The sequence below is a fragment of the Streptomyces tibetensis genome (assembly GCF_040647715.1).
In the GTDB taxonomy this organism is placed as follows: domain Bacteria; phylum Actinomycetota; class Actinomycetes; order Streptomycetales; family Streptomycetaceae; genus Streptomyces; species Streptomyces tibetensis_A.
In genome coordinates, this window is sequence record NZ_JBEZCR010000016.1 from 126006 (window position 1) to 142621 (window position 16616).

12 protein-coding genes are annotated in these 16616 nt (G+C 71.1%); 5 read left to right on the forward strand and 7 right to left on the reverse strand.

The genetic code is table 11. From position 1 onward, the window contains the following. Positions 1-2 precede the first annotated feature (2 nt). From AB0B29_RS33815 to AB0B29_RS33825, 3 genes are read left to right on the forward strand one after another with little or no spacing between them, the layout of a single operon-like run. On the forward strand, positions 3-935 hold the full coding sequence (locus AB0B29_RS33815) for a carbohydrate ABC transporter permease (RefSeq protein WP_362245937.1): 933 nt from the start codon (positions 3-5) through the stop codon (positions 933-935). A gap of 48 nt (positions 936-983) precedes the next feature. Continuing rightward, positions 984-3131 (forward strand): beta-galactosidase, encoded by a 2148-nt coding sequence (locus AB0B29_RS33820; RefSeq protein WP_362245877.1) that lies wholly within the window; start codon positions 984-986, stop codon positions 3129-3131. Between the two features lie 35 nt (positions 3132-3166). Continuing rightward, a complete protein-coding gene (locus AB0B29_RS33825) occupies positions 3167-5041 on the forward strand; it encodes an RICIN domain-containing protein (protein WP_362245879.1) in 1875 nt (624 codons plus the stop codon). 133 nt (positions 5042-5174) lie between these two features. Here AB0B29_RS33825 and AB0B29_RS33830 read toward each other — a convergent pair whose 3' ends face one another. After that, positions 5175-6638 (reverse strand): aldehyde dehydrogenase family protein, encoded by a 1464-nt coding sequence (locus AB0B29_RS33830; RefSeq protein WP_362245881.1) that lies wholly within the window; start codon positions 6636-6638, stop codon positions 5175-5177. 148 nt (positions 6639-6786) lie between these two features. On the opposite strand from AB0B29_RS33830, the gene AB0B29_RS33835 reads away from it, so the two are divergent. Continuing rightward, complete coding sequence (locus AB0B29_RS33835; RefSeq protein WP_362245883.1) at positions 6787-9195, forward strand: SpoIIE family protein phosphatase; 2409 nt, start codon at positions 6787-6789, stop codon at positions 9193-9195. Positions 9196-9256: 61 nt separating this feature from the next. Here the strand turns inward: AB0B29_RS33835 and AB0B29_RS33840 are convergent, their stop codons facing one another. From AB0B29_RS33840 to AB0B29_RS33860, 5 genes are all read right to left on the reverse strand, one after another. Next, positions 9257-10570: a Gfo/Idh/MocA family protein gene (locus AB0B29_RS33840; protein ID WP_362245885.1), complete on the reverse strand. Its 1314-nt coding sequence runs from the start codon at positions 10568-10570 to the stop codon at positions 9257-9259. 329 nt (positions 10571-10899) lie between these two features. Continuing rightward, positions 10900-11316, reverse strand: a complete 417-nt coding sequence (locus AB0B29_RS33845) for a VOC family protein (RefSeq protein ID WP_362245887.1) — start codon at positions 11314-11316, stop codon at positions 10900-10902. Next, complete coding sequence (locus AB0B29_RS33850) at positions 11313-11897, reverse strand: dihydrofolate reductase family protein (protein ID WP_362245889.1); 585 nt, start codon at positions 11895-11897, stop codon at positions 11313-11315. Before AB0B29_RS33850 ends, AB0B29_RS33845 begins: the two co-directional genes overlap by 4 nt. Positions 11898-12123: 226 nt before the next feature. Next, positions 12124-12534: a hypothetical protein gene (locus tag AB0B29_RS33855; RefSeq protein WP_362245891.1), complete on the reverse strand. Its 411-nt coding sequence runs from the start codon at positions 12532-12534 to the stop codon at positions 12124-12126. Positions 12535-12592: 58 nt separating this feature from the next. Beyond that, positions 12593-14167: a carboxylesterase/lipase family protein gene (locus AB0B29_RS33860; RefSeq protein WP_362245893.1), complete on the reverse strand. Its 1575-nt coding sequence runs from the start codon at positions 14165-14167 to the stop codon at positions 12593-12595. A gap of 132 nt (positions 14168-14299) precedes the next feature. Between AB0B29_RS33860 and AB0B29_RS33865 the strand changes: the two genes are divergently transcribed. Further along, positions 14300-14893, forward strand: a complete 594-nt coding sequence (locus AB0B29_RS33865; RefSeq protein ID WP_362245895.1) for a TetR/AcrR family transcriptional regulator — start codon at positions 14300-14302, stop codon at positions 14891-14893. A gap of 177 nt (positions 14894-15070) precedes the next feature. Here the strand turns inward: AB0B29_RS33865 and AB0B29_RS33870 are convergent, their stop codons facing one another. Next, positions 15071-16516 (reverse strand): polysaccharide deacetylase family protein, encoded by a 1446-nt coding sequence (locus AB0B29_RS33870; RefSeq protein WP_362245897.1) that lies wholly within the window; start codon positions 16514-16516, stop codon positions 15071-15073. Positions 16517-16616: the final 100 nt, after the last annotated feature.

Sequence of the window (16616 nt, forward strand, 5' to 3'; positions counted from 1 at the left end):
CCATGACCACTCCCGCGGGCACCACCGCCGCTCGCAGTCCCGAGCGGAAGCACACCGCGTCGCCGCCACCGCGCCGCCCGTCCCGGTCCCGGCGCAGCACCCCGCTGACGATCGCCATGCTGGCGGCCCTCGCCTACTTCCTGCTGCCGCTGCTGTGGCTGCTCATCGCCTCCACCAAGAACACCCAAGGCCTGTTCGACAGCTTCGGCCTGTGGTTCTCGCACGCCCCACAGCTGCTGACCAACATCCGGGCGACCTTCGCCCAGGACGACGGCGTCTTCGTGCACTGGCTGGTCAACAGCGCCCTGTACGCCGGAGTCAGCGCGTTCGGCGCGGCCCTGCTCGCGGCCGCCGCGGGCTACGGATTCGCCAAGTTCCGCTTCCGCGGGGACCGCCTGGCATTCAACCTGGTCCTCGGCGCCATCATGGTCCCGGCCACGGCCCTGGCGATCCCGACCTACCTGCTGTTCGCAGGCGTCGGCCTGGTCAACACCCCGTGGGCGGTCATCCTCCCCTCCCTCGTCAACCCCTTCGGCCTGTACCTGATGCGCGTCTACGCCTCCGACGCCGTCCCGGACAGCCTCCTTGAAGCGGCCCGCATCGACGGGGCCGGCGAGGCACGGATCTTCTTCGGGATCGTGCTGCGCCTGCTGGCCCCCGGCCTGGTGACCGTCCTGCTCTTCACCCTCGTGGCGACCTGGAACAACTACTTCCTGCCGCTGATCATGCTCAACAACCCGAACCTGTACCCCATCACGGTCGGGCTGTCCTCCTGGGCGGAGCGGGCGCAGAACGGTGGCGCGGGCGCCAACAGCGACATGCTCCCGCTCGTCCTGACCGGTTCCCTGATCTCGATCGTGCCGCTCGTCGCGGCCTTCCTGCTGCTCCAGCGCTACTGGCAGAGCGGCCTGGCCGCAGGCAGCGTCAAGCAGTAGGGCGCGCAGCCCCCCCGTACCCCCTTCTTGTTCACGGAGGTTCCTCCCATGGCGGATCTGCCCGCCCGCGTTCTGTTCGGTGCCGCGTACTACCACGAGTACACGCCCTCCTACGACGCCGACCTGCGGCCCGACGAACGGCTGAAGACCGATCTCGACCTGATGGCCGAGGCGCACTTCACCGTGATCCGGGTGGGGGAGTCGGTCTGGTCGACCTGGGAGCCCGAGAACGGTCGCTTCGACCTCGACTGGCTGCAGCCGGTTCTCGACGGCGCCCACGAACGCGGCATCTCGGTCATCCTCGGCACCCCCACCTACGCGGTTCCGCCGTGGCTGGCCCGCCAGTACCCCGAGATCACGGGGGAGCGGCGCACCGGTGAGCGCATCGGCTGGGGCGCTCGCCAGGAGGTCGACTTCACCCACCCGGCCTTCCGGTTCTTCGCCGAGCGCGTCATCCGCAGGATCGTCGCCCGGTACGCGGACCACCCGGCGGTCATCGGCTGGCAGGTGGACAACGAGCCGGGCCTGCACCTCTTCCACAACCACGGCGTCTTCCAGCGCTTCACCGACCACCTGCGGGAGAAGTACGGCGACGTCGAGACCCTCAACCGGGAGTGGGGCCTGGTCTACTGGTCGCACCGGCTGTCCACCTGGGCCGACCTGTGGACCCCGGACGGCAACGAACAGCCCCAGTACGACGTCGCCTGGCGGGAGTTCCAGGCCCGCCAGGTCACCGAGTTCATCGGCTGGCAGGCGGACATCGTCCGTGAGGACGCCCGCCCCGGCCAGTTCGTCACCACCTGCATCTCCTACACCCGGCAGGGCGTCGCGGACGACGAGCTGTCCGCCCGGCTCGACATCGCCTCCGGCAACCCGTACTACGACATGCAGGACGGACTGCTGCTGCCCGACCCCACACCCGACGCGCACGAGCAGGTCTGGAAGACCACCGGCGTCTGGTCGATGTACCAGACCGCGGACTGGATGTTCTCCTCCCGCCAGGCGCCCTTCCTGGTCACCGAGACCAACGCCAACTCCATCGGCTTCTGCTGGGACAACCGGCCCGGCTACGACGGTCAGTGGCGCCAGGCCGCCTGGGCGCACGTGGCACGCGGCGCGCGGATGATCGAGTACTGGCAGTGGCAGACGCTGCGCTTCGGCGCCGAGACGTACTGGGGCGGAGTCCTGCCGCACACCGGTCAGCCCGGCCGGACCTACGCCGAGATCGCCCGGCTGGGTGCCGAGTTCGACCGGGCGGGTTCGCTCGTCGCGGACCTCGAACCGGACGCCGACGTCACGGTCGTCTACGACACGCCCAGCAAGTGGCTGATGCAGAAGTACCCGCCGCTGGCGAACGCTGCCGGCGAACCGGATCCGGCCGCCTACCACCGCATCCTCGACCCCTTCTACCGCGGTGCCTTCGAGGCCGGCCGCCAGGTCCGCATCGTGCACGCCCGCCAACTGCACGACCCCCGCGGCGAGAACGAGGGCCTGACCCCGGCGGAGGCCGTGCTGCGCCACCCGGTCCTGGTCGTCCCGGCGCTCTACATCGCCCCCGACGAGCTGCTCGACTGGCTCGCCGCCTACGCCCACGCGGGCGGCCATCTGGTCCTCGGCCCCCGCACGGGGTACGCCGACCACGAGGCCCGGGCCCGGCACGAGGCGGCACCCGGACGTCTCACCGAGGCCGCGGGGGTGTCGTACGACGAGTTCAGCAACCTCACGCGTGCCGTCCCGGTGCGGGCGGCGGCCGGCAGCCCCCTGGAGGTGCCGGAGGAGGCCACGGCGACCCACTGGGTCGACGGCCTGACCGTCGCCGACGCCGACGTCCTCGGCGAGTACGACCACCCGCACTTCGGACGCTGGCCCGCGCTCACCACCCGCCGCCACGGAGCCGGCCGCGTCACCCACGTCGGCACGGTCCCCGGCCGCGGCCTCGCCCGGGCGCTCGCCACCTGGCTCGCGCCACAGCCGTGCAGCGGCTGGCGCGACCTCCCCGCGTCCGTCACGGTCACCACCGGCACGGCCGCCGACGGCCGCCGCGTCCACGTCGTCCACAACTGGAGCTTCGAGCCCGCCCGGGTCGAAGCGCCGGTGGAGCTGACCGACGTGCTGGCCGACGGGGCGCTCCAGGCCGGCACGTCCGTCTCACTCGGCGCGTGGGACGTGCGCGTCTTCGTCGCAGCAACCGAGTAGGTCGCAGCAACCGAGGAGAAGGAGGCACACCACCGATGAACCGAGCCGCACCGTGGTCGTCCCCGAGAGGGACCACCAGAACGACCAGAACGACCAGAACCGTCAGGGCCCTGGGGACCTTCGCCGCGGCCTCCGCGCTGCTGGCGCTACCCGCCGGGAGCGCGCAGGCGTACAACCCGACGGGCGGGATCCTGTACCAGCTCGGCAGCGAGCCGTGCCTGAAGGGCCGGGGCAACTGCGCGGTCTACCCGAAGACGGCACAGCTGCCCGGCGGGCGCCTGGTCGCCTCGTTCGAGAAGTCCACGGTCGTCACCGAGTCGGGAAGCGCCGACGGCCAGACCCTGCCCGTCTACAAGAGCGACGACCACGGCACGAGCTGGCAGCCGCTGTCCGAGGTCACGGCACCCGCCTACCTCTCGAAGGACCCCAAGTACGCCACATACACGAGCAACTGGACGAACCCCTACCTCTACGTGCTGCCGCAGAGCGTAGGAAAGCTGAAGGCGGGCACGCTGCTCCTGGCGAGCGTCGTGTCGGGTGACGACGCCTACTACACGGAGCACAAGGCCGCCGACCCGAGCTGGACGCCGAGCTACGACGGCGACCGCAGCGACCTGGCGATCGCCCTGTACTCCAGCACCGACGAGGGCAGGACCTGGAAGGTCCTCAACATCGTCGCGACGGGCGGATGGCAGGGCGGCAGCGCGGGTGCCATCGGCCGGAACGTCGCCGACGCCAACAAGACCAAGCAGGTCGACCCCCTCTGGGAGCCGTACCTGATGGTCTACAAGGGCAAGCTGGTCTGCTACTACTCCGACGAGAACGACTACCTCGGCTTCGACCCGAAGACCGGCGCTCCGAAGCCGGACCCCGCGAACGTCACCGCCACGGACTCGCACGGACAGATCCTCGCGCACCGCACGTGGGACGGCAGTGCCACGAAGTGGAGCGACGCCGTCGTCGACCTCGCCGGGTCGGTCCAGGACATGGGCGGCGCCAAGACCGAGATCGGCGGCGGCCGGCCGGGCATGACCAACGTCGTCCGCACGACCGACGGCAAGTGGATGCTGACGTTCGAGTACTGGGGCGGCGGGGCCAACACCCGGTACGTGATCGCCGACGATCCGCTGAAGTTCTTCCGCGGTTCCCAGACCGGCATGTCCGTCGGCTCACTGCCCGTCACCGCCGGTTCCCGTCCTCTCTCGGGCGGCGGCAGCCCGGTCCTCGTCCGGCTCCCCGACGGGCGCCTGGTGTACAACGCGGCGAACAGCGGCAGCGTCTGGGTCAACGACAGCGGACGCAGCGACGGCGTGTGGACGGAGTACCAGACGACCTCGCCGGCCGGCTACAGCCGCAACCTCCAGTACGTCGACGGCACCGGCCGCGTCGCGATCCTCAACAACCAGGGCACGTCCACGATCGCCTACGCCGAGGTCGACCTCGGCGACTCGGACGGCACCTACTACCGGCTGGTCAACCGCAAGACCGGCCAGGTGATCGGCACCGGCAACAGGACCAACGACGCGAACATCGGCAACGGGAACGTCCCCGACGTGGTCCTGGAGGACGCCGGCGCCGCGGCGAACCCGGACACCCAGTACTGGCACGTGGTGACCGAGCCGAAGGGCGGTACGACGCTGCTCAACAAGTCGGGCGGACGCGCCGCCGCCATCTGGACGGGCAGCGCCACGGCCGGCCAGCGGATCGGCCAGTGGGTCGACGACAGCCCCACGGGCAGCTGGAACCTCGTCGAGAACGCCGACGGTTCCTACAAACTCCAGTCGGTCGAGAACACCGGCCTGTACCTCACCGGCGCCACCGCGGGAGAGCCGCTGACCCTCCAGAGCGCGGCCGCCGACGGTTCGCAGGACTGGCGTCTCGTCCGCGACACCCGGCGCGGCGGCTCGTGACACCCGCACATGCGGGGCGTCGACACGGACGCGGCGCCTCCGTCACCTAGGAGGCGCCGCGCCCCTGCTGCCGAGCGGTGCGGTGCGTCAGCAGGTGGAGCCGGCTGTCCGTGTCATCCGAAATCCGGGACGGTCACGATGGCCCGGGTGCCGTCATCCAGCGCCACTGCGTGAACGCTTCGAGGCTGGCGGTGCCGCCGATGCGGGAGGTGTTGCCCGAGATCCCCATGCCGCCGAAGGGTGCGTTCGCGGCGTCCTTGGCGGACACGTCGTTGATGTGGATCATGCCCGTGCGCAAGCGCTGCGCGAGGGCGGTCGCCCGGGGCACGGACCGGGAGTGGACGGCCGCGGTCAGGCCGTACGCCGTGTCGTTGGCGATCTCCACTGCCTCGTCCTCGGAGCGGAACGGGACGACGGGCGCGACCGGTCCGAAGATCTCCTCGTGGAAGGCGGGCATGGACCGGTCGACCCGGTCCAGCACGGTGGGCGGAAAGAAGAGCCCCGCACGGGCGCCTCCGGTCAGCACGCGCGCTCCGGCGTCCACGCTTTCGTCCACGATCCGTGCGATCCGGGCCGCCTGCCGTTCGCTGATGACCGGCCCGAGCGCCACGCCCTCGTCCCGCGGATCACCCACCGGCAGCGCCTTCGCCTGCCGGACCAGCGCATCGGTGTACGCCTCGACGACATCGGCGTGGACGACATGACGTCCGGCCGCCACACAGGCCTGGCCCTGGTAGCCGAACGAACTGATGGCCCCGGCCGCGGCGGCCGCCTCCACGTCCGCGTCGTCGAGGACGACGATCGAGTTCTTGCCGCCCAGCTCCAGGGACACGCGTTTCAGCCCCTCGCCGGCGATACGGGCCACCTCCCGCCCCGCCCCGGTCGAGCCGGTGAACGAGATCATCGCGACATGGCGGTCGGCGGCGACCGCGCGCCCGGTCGCCGTATCGCCCGGCAGGACGTGCAGCACGCCCTCCGGCAGCCCGGCCTCCGCGAACAGCTGCGCGACCAGGACACCGCCCGAGACCGGGGTGAGGGGGTCGGGCTTCAGCAGCGCGGTGTTGCCGAGGGCCAGCGCCGGCGCCAGCGCCCGCATCGCGAACAGCAGCGGCGCGTTCCACGGCGTGATGACCCCCACGACCCCCAACGGCACCCGCCACGCCAGACTCGTCCCGCCCGGGACCTGCGGCACGAGGACCTCACCCGGGGGCTGCGACGCGAGCCCGATCGCGCTCCGCAGCTGAGCGAGACCGGCCGCGATCTCGTAGTCGCCCTTGGCCGGGACGCCCCCCGTCTCCCGGACGATCCATTCACGGATCGCTCCGCTGCGCTCACGCAGGGCACGTTCCGCACGGATCAGTACATCGACCCGGTCGGACGCGGTCGCCGCCGCCCACTCCGACGCGGCCCGGGCGGCCCGGGCCCCCGCCCGTTCGACGTCGGACGGAGCGGCCACACCCACCTCCGCCAGCAGCTCCCCGGTGGCCGGTTCGACGACCCGGCGGGTGCCGCCCTCCGCGGCCCGCCAGCCCTCGCTGTAGATCTTCCCGGCCCACTCGGCCGCGTCCGGCCAGCTCCGCTCGCCGTCGACAGACATGGTCACGACCTCCGCCCTGGTCGGTAGGCACGTTCTGCTTGTCAGCCTCCGTGGCCATTCAACCTGGGGTAGGAGATATTTGTCATTCTTGGGGCATATCAGAACGAAGCAGTAAGGATGCCTAGTCGGTGAGGCGGGTCGAGGAGCCATGGCGAGATCTGCGTCCGTCCCGGGCGAAGGCAGCGGGGCACCGCCTGAGGGCCAGGTCGACGACACCCTCACCGCACAGGCCGTCGTGGACGAGCGCGGGGTCGTCACGGGATGGAACGAAGGAGCGCGCAGACTGCTCGGCTACCGGGCCTCGGACGTGGTCGGCCGACCGGGGGCCGCGCTGCTCGCCGACGAGCCCCCGCCCGATCTCCTGAGTTCCCTGCTCACCCTCCCCAGGTGGCACGGCGCGGCGGCGCTCCTGCACCGCGAGGGGCATCCCCTGACCGTGAACCTCCTGGCCCACCTCCGGCGCAACGACGGCGGCCGCAAGGAATGGCTGCTGCTCACGGCGGTCAGCCGGCTGGGCGTGAGCCCCGACGACGACCAGTTCCTCAGGAGGAGCTTCACCCAGTCCACCTGCACGACGGCGCTGTACGACAACGGCTTGCGACTGGTCAGGGCCAACGCCGACATGGAACGGGTGATCGGCCTGCCCGAGGAGGCGATGCGCGGACTGCGTGTCTCGGAGATCGTGTACCACCCTCAGGCCGACCGCGCCGAGCAGGCCATGCGGCGGGCACTGGACACCGGTGAGCGGCAGGACCTCCAGATGTCGCTGCAGCTCGCAGGCCATGAACGCCCGAGCGTGTGGACCGTCTCCCTCGCCCCGGTCCGGGCGAGCGACGGCCGGGCACAGGGGGTACTGCTCTCGGCGCACGACATGACCGAGCAGCACCAGGCCCGGCAGCGGCTGGCCCTGCTCAACGAGGCGAGCCTGCGCATCGGCAGCACGCTCGACCTGGTCCGCACCGCACAGGAACTCGCCGACGTGGCCGTGCCGCGGCTCGCCGACTTCGTCACCGTCGACCTGCTGCCGTCCATCGACGACGGCGACGACCCGCCCACGGGATCCCCCCACGGCCCCGTGCGGCTGCGCCGCGTCGCCCACCAGTCGGTTCTCGAAGGCTGTCCCGAGGCCGTGGTCCCCAACGGGACCGTGGCCGTCTATCCGGACAGGTCGACCGCGGCCGAGTGCCTGGCAGCCGGCCGGCCACTGATCCAGCAGGTCACCCCCGAGGCCATGGAGCACGTGCTGCGCCAGACCCCCGATCGCGGAGAACGGATGCGCCGGTTCGGTTTCCACTCCGTGCTGGCCGTACCCATGCGGGCTCGCGGTCTCACCCTGGGGGTGGCCACCTTCTCCCGTCATCGCAACCCCGAAGCCTTCGAACAGGACGACCTGCTGCTCGGCCAGGAGATCACCGACAGAGCCGGCCTCTGCATCGACAACGCCCGCCGGTTCATGCGGGAGCGCGCCACCTCGCTGACTCTGCAGAGCAGCCTCCTGCCGCAACGGCTGCCCGAGCAGTCCGCCCTCGACGTCGCCTCCCGCTACCTGCCCGCCAGCGCCCAGGCGGGGGTGGGCGGGGACTGGTTCGACGTCATCCCGCTGTCCGGTGCCCGCGTCGCACTCGTCGTCGGCGATGTCGTCGGCCACGGCATCCAGGCCTCGGCCACCATGGGGCGGCTGCGGACCGCCGTCAGAACCCTGGCCGACGTCGACCTCCCTCCCGACGAGCTGCTCACCCACCTGGACGACCTGGTCAGCCACCTGGCCGCGGACGCCGACGGCACCGGCGACATCGGGGCCACCTGCCTGTACGCGGTGTACGACCCGGTCTCCCGCAGATGCTCCCTGGCACGCGCGGGGCATCCGGTCCCGGCGCTGCTCACACCGGGCGGGCGGGCGGAGTTCCTCGACGTACCCGCGGGGCTCCCGCTGGGGCTCGGCGGTCTGCCCTTCGAGGCCGTGGAACGGGAACTGCCCGAGGGCAGCGTGCTCGCGCTGTACACCGACGGTCTCGTCGAGGCGGGGTTTCGTGACATCGACGACGGCATGGACACGCTGCTGCGCACACTGCAGGCCGCCGATGACTCACTCGAGGGCACCTGCGACGCGGTGCTGCGGACCATGCTTCCGGAACGGCCGGCCGACGACGTGGCCCTCCTCATGGCCCGCACCCGCGCCCTCGACACGTTCCACGTGGCCGCCTGGGACGTACCACCCGACCATGCCGCGGTCGCCGTGGCCCGCAAGAACGCGTCCCGGAAACTGACCGAATGGGGCCTCGACGCCTGCGCGTTCGTCACCGAACTGGTGGTCAGCGAGCTCGTCACCAACGCCATCCGGCACGCCGAACCCCCCATCGAGCTCAGGTTGATCTACGACCGGTCCCTCATCTGCGAGGTGTCGGACGGCAGTACCACCGCCCCGCACATGCGGCGGGCCCCCACCTACGACGAGGGCGGCCGCGGTCTGCTCCTCGTGGCCCAGACATGCCAGGGCTGGGGCGCCCGGCACACGGCCGACGGCAAGGTCATCTGGGCGGAGCAGGCCCTTCCCTGATGCAGCGCCAGGTCGCCCCTACGTCGACCGAGCCCGGTCGTAGAACCCCGGGGCGGGCACGTCACACATCGAGCAGGGTCCGCGTGCTCACCGGGTCCCCCGACTCGAAGGACTGGTTCGCGGCAAGGCCCGTGACCAGTGAACGTGCCCCGTCGACCGCGTCCGCCGCCCGGCCCAGCGGGTCTGCCACGGGTTCGCCGAAGAGATCCTCGAGCATGCGCACGTCCCCGCCGCCGTGGCCGCCCTCCCCGGTCCGCACCTTCAGTTCGCGCGGCGGTTCCCAGAACCGGCGCAGCATCAGCTCCGTGCGTCCCGCCGTGTCGCCCACCGCCTCTCCGTGCAACACGGCACTCCCGCCCTGGATCCGTACCCGGGGGCGAGTCCAGGTGGACTCCTCCACCAGGAGCTCGAGGCGGCCTTCGCTGCCGTTGAAGGCGATCCGGTACCCCTCCCACGGGGCATAGGCGGTGAGGTGGTAGGTCAGGGTGGCGCCGGTCGCGTAGCGGACCAGCACCGCCATGTCGTCCTCGATCGTCACCCCGGGCCCGAAGACGTTCTGATCACGGTGGTAGCCGTCCTCGGCCTCCGCGTCCAGATACAGCGCGGAGAGCAGTGGCGAGTCGGCCATCCGCACGGCGAACGGGTCGTCCGCAGCGGCCGGCGAGCCGTGCGCCCTTTCGTAGTCGCGGGCCAGGCCGCGCCGTGTGCCCGCCTCGTCGCCGTAGAAGAACAGCCCGCCCTGCGCGTACACCGTCTCGGGCTCGGTGCCCAGCCACCAGTTGACCAGGTCGAAGTGGTGGGTGGCCTTGTGCACCATCAGACCACCGGAGTTGGCCTTGTCGCGGTGCCAGCGCCGGAAGTAGTCGGCACCGTGCCGCAGGTCCAGCAGCCATTCGAAGTGCACGGAGCCGACCTCGCCGATCTCCCCGGCCGCGAGGGTCTCCCGGACGGCGGCGTGCACGGGGTTGTAGCGGTAGTTGAAGGCGACCTGCACCTGACGGCCGGTGCGCCGCTGTGCGTCGAGGATGCGTCGGGCGCGGTCCGCGTCCGTCGTCATCGGCTTCTCGGTGACCACGTCGCAGCCGGCCTCCAGAGCCTCGACGATGTAGTGGTCGTGGGTCCGGTCCACCGAGCAGACGACCACGAGATCGACCCGCTCGCGGCGCAGCATCACAGTGAAGTCCTCGGCGGGGTAGGCGGGTACCGACGCGCCGATCCATTCGTTGTGCACGGCCATGCGGTGTGGATTGACATCGCAGAACCCCACCAGGTCGATCCGGTCCGCATAGGGACCGGCGAGCGCCGCGGTGAACATCCGGGCGCGGGCGCCCAGTCCCACCACGGCGCAGCGGCGGCGTGCGGTGTCGGAAGGCATGCGGTCTCCGTTTCGGTCCAGTGGGAGGACAACTCGGCGGGCGGCGCGGTTCGGCTGGTCGCCGAGCCGGTCGGCCGCGGCCTGGACCCGCTCCCGGGTGCCCGCGCTGACGGTCCCGTCCGGAGTCAGCGCCAGGGACACCGTGGGCGGGAATCCCCTGCTGCCCTCGCCACTTCTCGAATCGTCACCTGCAGGTGCCGAGGTTGGCACCCGGGCGCACGAGCGTCAATGCGAGCCTGGCCCGTGCCCCGGGGACAGGGGGAGGGGGGCGTGCTTCGTTGGCGATCGAAATTCCTCGGGCCGGGCCCGGGCCGACGCCTGAAGCTTGATCACTGAGCGAAGTCCTCCGCGGTGATGCCGTCGGGATGTCCGGACGGCCACTCCACCAACTCGATCCGGTATCCGTCCGGGTCCGTGAGCCACGATGTCTTCGGGCCGTGGGGGCCGCCCGGGTGCTGGAGGTGCTCGGGCCGCAGGCCGGCCTCGGTCAGTGTTTCCAGGGTGGTGGCGAGCGTTTCCACCTGGATCGCCAGATGGTCGAAGCCGTTGCCCACGTCGACCGGTGCGTCGCCGGGGCGGTGGACCAGTTCGAGTGAGGCCGCCGGTTCGTCGGGGAACTTGAGGATCACGAGGCGAGCCCCGTCGCCGGCCTCGACCCTGCCCAGTTCGGCGTAGCCCAGGGCGGTGTAGAAGCCGAGCGAGCGGTCCAGGTCGGTGACACGGTAGGAGACGAAGAGCGTCTTCACGCGGCCTCCTCGGGCCGGTGCACCCGGTAGCGGAGGTGCGTGACGTCGCGGCCCTCGAGCCGGCGGACCAGGTCGAGTTCGATGTGCTCACCACCCAGGTGGTCGAACAGCCGTCGCCCCTCCCCGAGGAGGACCGGCACCAGGTGGATCTCCATCTCGTCCATGTGCCCGGCTCGCAGGAGTGCCTGGGCCGCCCCCGCCCCGTGGACCATGACCGGCCGGTTCCCTGCGGCCGCACGAGCCTGACGGGCGCACTCCTCGACATCGGTGACGAAACGCGCGTGGCCGGGTGGCACGTCACCGTCATCCACCTGGTGGGTGAGGACGAAGATCGGTACGCCGTCGTGGTGGTCGCCTTGCCAGCGCCTCGCGAGTTCGAAGGTCCGACGGCCGGAGATCACCGCGCCGGTCTCTGTCGCTTCGCGGTAGACCTGGCCGCTCGGACCGTCGGACTCACGGTCGTCGAGCCAGTTGAAGAGCCGTCCACCGTCGCGTCCGAGCTCCTGCCCGGGTCGATCGTCCGGGCCGGCGATGTAGCCGTCGAGCGACATCGTCATGTACAGCCGAATCGGATTGTTCATCCTGGCCTCCGTCTCTCCGCCATGCACCGGGATCCGGCGTGTCCTGATCCGCCTACGGGGCGGGCTTGTCACAAGCAAGACTTCAGGCAACCGGCAAACTCATCGGCCCGACGCGCCGGTCCTGCCGCCGGGCCGGGGCGGCGCGCCGTCGAAGCGAACGGGTTGCCACCGGCTTCACCCGGACCGACCGGGAGCGAATGTCGGCAGACGTTCGTTTCCCGGGGCTTCAGCCGCGGCGCCACCGCTCGATGTGCTTCTCCCAGGCCCGGTCGTCCGTGGTCTCCAGGAAGCCGCGGTGGTTGACGAGCAGGTACACCTCTTCCGCCGATGCATGGGTGGTGTTGAGGATGAGGGGCCGGCCGGCGTTCAGCAGGCCACCGAGGAAGCGGCCGTAGAGGTGGGTGAAGCGGGTTTCTGCCGCGGTGACGTCCGCGCGGGTGAGGGTGAGGTCGCCGTCGTCGGCCCAGCCGGTGAGGACGAGCAGGTCGGGGCGCAGGATGATCCGGCCGCGGCGCTGGAAGAGGGTCTTCTGGTTGATGCCGGCGGCGATCTTCGCCGCTGCTCGCTTCTCGCGCAGCTCGTGGGCGGTGGCGCCGATGTAGTCGGCCTCGGCGAGCGGTGCGGCGACGTCGTTCATGGGGCCCTCCGTAGGGGTTCGTTCGTACGGTCGGCGGGAGGTGTGCGGATCACGGGCGTCAGGAGTTGCGCGACCAGAAGGCGCAGCGGTGTTCGGCGGCCGCGTCCACACCAAAGAACCCGTTCCGAGCCAGCTGCCGGGTGTGCGGGAAGAGCGGCCAGTCGTCGCCGGGCGTGCCGGTTCTGGCGAACGTCGTCCACGCGGCGATCATGCGCCGGGACAGAGCGGACTGCCCGTCGTCGAGGCGGAGGTCGCCCATGCCGAAGAGGTAGGGCAGCTCCGCGCTGTGGTAGGCGCCGAGCGGAAAGTCGGGGCGGAGGTCGGGCGCGGGTGGGTGGCGGTCGGCGAACTCGTAGCTGTAGACCGGGACATGCCTGGCCAGCAGCCGGTCGGCGGCCAGGGTGGGGCACACCCAGCTGCGGTCGGTGCCGACCTTGGCCCAGGCCAGCGCGGGCGTGGCACCGGGCGGGTAGGCGCGGGCGATGCGGGCCGCTCGCTGCCGGCCGTGGGTTTCGGTGAGCAGGCGGCGGTAGTCCGCTGCCGTCATCGGCCCGTCCAGCGTGAACAGGGCGGTGAACAAGCGGTGTTCGTCGCGGGTGTTGCCCTGCAGGACGGGCACGCGGTGGACGTCACCGGCGGCGAGCGCGCGGGCCGGCGATCGGGGCAGGACACTCGTCCCGTAGGCGGGCTGGTGGAAGCGCCCGTTGAGGGACAGCACGTCCTTGGTGGGCTTGGCGCGCAGGCACTTCAGGCTGCGGCAGCCCAGAGCGCCGCGGCCCTTGGCGGCCAGCGTGTCCTGGTGGGCGAAATAGGTGGCGGCGGGGTCGCCGGGCGCGAGCGTGTTCCTGGGCCAGTTCTGCAGGCAGGAGCCGCTTTGGACGACCGCGCGGTGGAAGAGTCCGAGGGCCTTGGGAGAGGCGAGCTGAGCGCACACGCTCGCACCTCCGGAGGACTCGCCCATGAGCGTGACGTTGCCGGGATCACCGCCGAACGCGGCTGCGTTGTCCCGTACCCAGCGCAGCGCCGCCTGCTGGTCTTGCAGGCCGAACGCCCCCGAGTCGGGCAGGTCGGGATGGGCGAAGAAGCCCAGGGCGCCCAGGCGCGAGTTGACCGTCACGACCGTGACGTCGCCCTGCCGGGCCATCCGGGTGGCGTCGTACTGATCCCCGGAGCCCGAGCTGAAGGCCCCGCCGTGCAACCAGACGACGACCGGCCGCGGGGCCGCGCGGTCCGCTTCGTCAGCGGGCGTGGTGACGTTGAGGTACAGGCAGTCCTCCGCGGAGTCCGCCACCTCGGGCTGTGCGCAGGCCGGTCCGGGCTCGGCCGCCGTCCGCGTGCCGGTCCAGGCGGATGGCGCGGCCGGGGGTCGCCAGCGCAGCGGGCCGACCGGGGGTGCCGCGTAGGGGATGCCCTGATAGGTGGTGACGCCGTCGGCGGTCACCCCCTCCAGGAGGCCCTGGCGTGTGCGGGCGGTGGCCGACCGGGTCTCGCTGTGTTGACCGTGAGCATGCTGCCTGTGCGCGTGCTGCGCGGCCGTCGCCGATGAGGTCTGCACCGCGTCCGCTGTGCCCGTCACCGCCACGAGGAGGGCCGCGCCCAGTACGGCGCCGGTGGTGGAGCGTCGCTTCGACATGGTCCGGTCCTCTCCCCCTTGCCGCCGCAGTGTGCGGGCGGCCCATTTTTTACAATACGTTCGTATTGCCAAACCGGCAATAGGCTGATGCGACCAGGAAGGCGAACGCGAGGAAGGGAGGTGCCCGTCGACGTGCCGCGACAGGTAGACCACAAGGCGCGCCGGGACCAGATCGCCGAGGCGCTGCTGGACATCGTCGCCGACCAGGGGCTGGAAGCGATCTCCGTGCGGGCCGTGGCGGCACGGGCGGGTGTCTCGGCCGGGCGCATCCAGCACTACTTCGCCAACAAGGACGAACTGCTCGCCTATGCGATCGAGTACCAGGACTGGCTGGTGCAGCAGAGGTGGAACGAGCAGGCATGGCCCGAGGGCGATCCCACCCCCCGGGAGGCGCTGCGCTGGGTGTTGCTGGAGACGATTCCCCGAGACGACCGGCGGCGCCGAGAGTGGCTCGTCGGCGTCGCATACCTCATCCGCATGCTGGCGAACCCCAACCTGCGAACCCACTACGTCGACGGGCTGCCCCGCCTCTACCGGCTCCTCGCCGACCTCGTCCGCATGGCCCAGGAAGCGGGCGACATCGCGCCGGACCGCGACCCCGACAGGGAAGCGGAACTGCTCTTCGGCCTCGCCGACTCGCAGGGTCCACCCGTCGTCCTGGGTCTGCGCACCCCCGAACAAGCCACCGCCGCCATCGACTATTACCTCGACCGTCTGTTCCGGTGACTGGTCAGTAAGGTCGCCAAGTCGTCAGCGCGGCCCGGCGACCGCGAGGCATCCTGTCCGCTTCCGATCAACCCCTCAGGCAAGCGCTGGGGCAGCTGGGCGACCAATCTGGCCGTGAGCAACTACGCGTCGTACCACCTGTGGGGGGAGTGTGTCGGCGTGCGGGGGAGTTCGGGCTCAGAGGGTGGCCCGCAGATGGCTGACCGTGACGAAGTGGTAGCCGCGGGCGCTCAGCGTGCGGAGGATCTGCGGGACCGCGGCGACCGAGGTGGGGTGGATGTCGTGCATCAGGACGACGCCGTTGCGCCGCGCCTCGGTGATGACGCTCCGGGCGACCTTGTCGGCGTCGGGGTACTTCCAGTCCTCCGTGTCCACGTCCCACAGCACGGGCGAGAGCGTGGTCGCGGCCTTCACCCGGGCGTTGACGGCGCCGTAGGGCGGACGGAAGAGGGTGGGAGCCTTGCCGGTGGCGGCCTTGATGGCGGCACTGGTGCGGTTGAGCTGGAACGCGACCTGCGCAGGGGTGAGCCTGGTGAGATCGGGATGGTTCCAGGAGTGGTTGCCGACCTCGTGTCCGGCGCGGGCCTCGGCGCGGACCAGGTCGGGGTGGGCGGCGACGTTCTGGCCGACGGTGAAGAAGGTGGCGCGCGCCCTGTACTGCGCCAGGTAGGTGAGCAGGGTCGCGGTCTCCGGCGCCGCCGGTCCGTCGTCGAAGGTCAGCGCGATGCACATGACCTTCCTGCAGTCGGTGTTGTCGTCACCGGAGGCGGTGGGGGCGGGGGCGGTCGGCGTGGAGGTGCGGGGCACACCCAGGTCGAGCGAAGGGCTGGGGGTCATCGTCTGCCGCCGGACACGCTGTCCGAATGCGGACAGCCAGGGCGTGACCGTCTTCCTGGAGAGGGTCACCGTCCGGGCCCCGGCTGCCGGGACGCCCACGTCACCGCGGTCGAGGTTCACCCGCAGTCCACCGTCGGCGGTGATCGCCATGTCGTCCAGGACGGCGGTACGGGAGGCCGGGTCGGAGAACGTGTCGTCGAGGGCGGCGGCGTCGACACCTTCGCGCCCCTTGAGCCGGTATTTGAGGGCCGTGATGAAGGCGTCCCGGGAGCCTTCCGCGACGAGTCCGAGGGCCGTGCGGTACGCGTCGGCCTTGCCGTCGTACCAGTACGTCCTGGTGGACAGCCCGGACGCCGCGGCGCTGTGGTCCTGCGTGCTGAGGCGGACACCGAGGACATCGCCGGAGGCGACCAGGAACTGGTGGCTGATGTTGAGCTCGGGGGACCGCGCGCCGGACGTGCCGTCCTCGCACTGCCCCGAACGGAAGCCGGTCAGGCGCTTCTCCACGTCCTTCTGCATCGCGGCTGTCATCGCCTCGGCTCCGGGCACGTCCGGATAGCTCGTGGCGAAGGGGCAGGAACTCTGCTCGCTGCTGTGGCTGACGATCCGCAGGTGCTTGATCTTCGACGGATCGACGCTGGGGACCGGTGACGGAGTGGCGGTGGAGCCACGCCGGCCGTCGGCGCCTGTCACATCCGAGGAGCTGTCCGATCCGGACGAGCAGGCCGCCGTGAAGGAGAGGGCGCCGAGCAGAAGGAGCGAGGGGACGAGGGCATGAGTGCGCATGGGACCAGAACCTGACTGAGGGGATGTCCGGACGCCCCCGAGGGAGCGCCGCGGTCGTTCTGGTCACTGATCGTCCAGGTCAGAGGTGTTTTTCAGCGAC

What these genes read in the sequence shown, in the direction of transcription:
- AB0B29_RS33815 (WP_362245937.1), top strand. Translation starts at nt 3, where the DNA reads ATGACCACTCCCGCGGGCACCACCGCCGCTCGCAGTCCCGAGCGGAAG.
- AB0B29_RS33820 (WP_362245877.1), top strand. Translation starts at nt 984, where the DNA reads ATGGCGGATCTGCCCGCCCGCGTTCTGTTCGGTGCCGCGTACTACCAC.
- AB0B29_RS33825 (WP_362245879.1), top strand. Translation starts at nt 3,167, where the DNA reads ATGAACCGAGCCGCACCGTGGTCGTCCCCGAGAGGGACCACCAGAACG.
- AB0B29_RS33830 (WP_362245881.1), bottom strand. Translation starts at nt 6,638, where the DNA reads ATGTCTGTCGACGGCGAGCGGAGCTGGCCGGACGCGGCCGAGTGGGCC.
- AB0B29_RS33835 (WP_362245883.1), top strand. Translation starts at nt 6,787, where the DNA reads ATGGCGAGATCTGCGTCCGTCCCGGGCGAAGGCAGCGGGGCACCGCCT.
- AB0B29_RS33840 (WP_362245885.1), bottom strand. Translation starts at nt 10,570, where the DNA reads ATGCCTTCCGACACCGCACGCCGCCGCTGCGCCGTGGTGGGACTGGGC.
- AB0B29_RS33850 (WP_362245889.1), bottom strand. Translation starts at nt 11,897, where the DNA reads ATGAACAATCCGATTCGGCTGTACATGACGATGTCGCTCGACGGCTAC.
- AB0B29_RS33855 (WP_362245891.1), bottom strand. Translation starts at nt 12,534, where the DNA reads ATGAACGACGTCGCCGCACCGCTCGCCGAGGCCGACTACATCGGCGCC.
- AB0B29_RS33860 (WP_362245893.1), bottom strand. Translation starts at nt 14,167, where the DNA reads ATGTCGAAGCGACGCTCCACCACCGGCGCCGTACTGGGCGCGGCCCTC.
- AB0B29_RS33870 (WP_362245897.1), bottom strand. Translation starts at nt 16,516, where the DNA reads ATGCGCACTCATGCCCTCGTCCCCTCGCTCCTTCTGCTCGGCGCCCTC.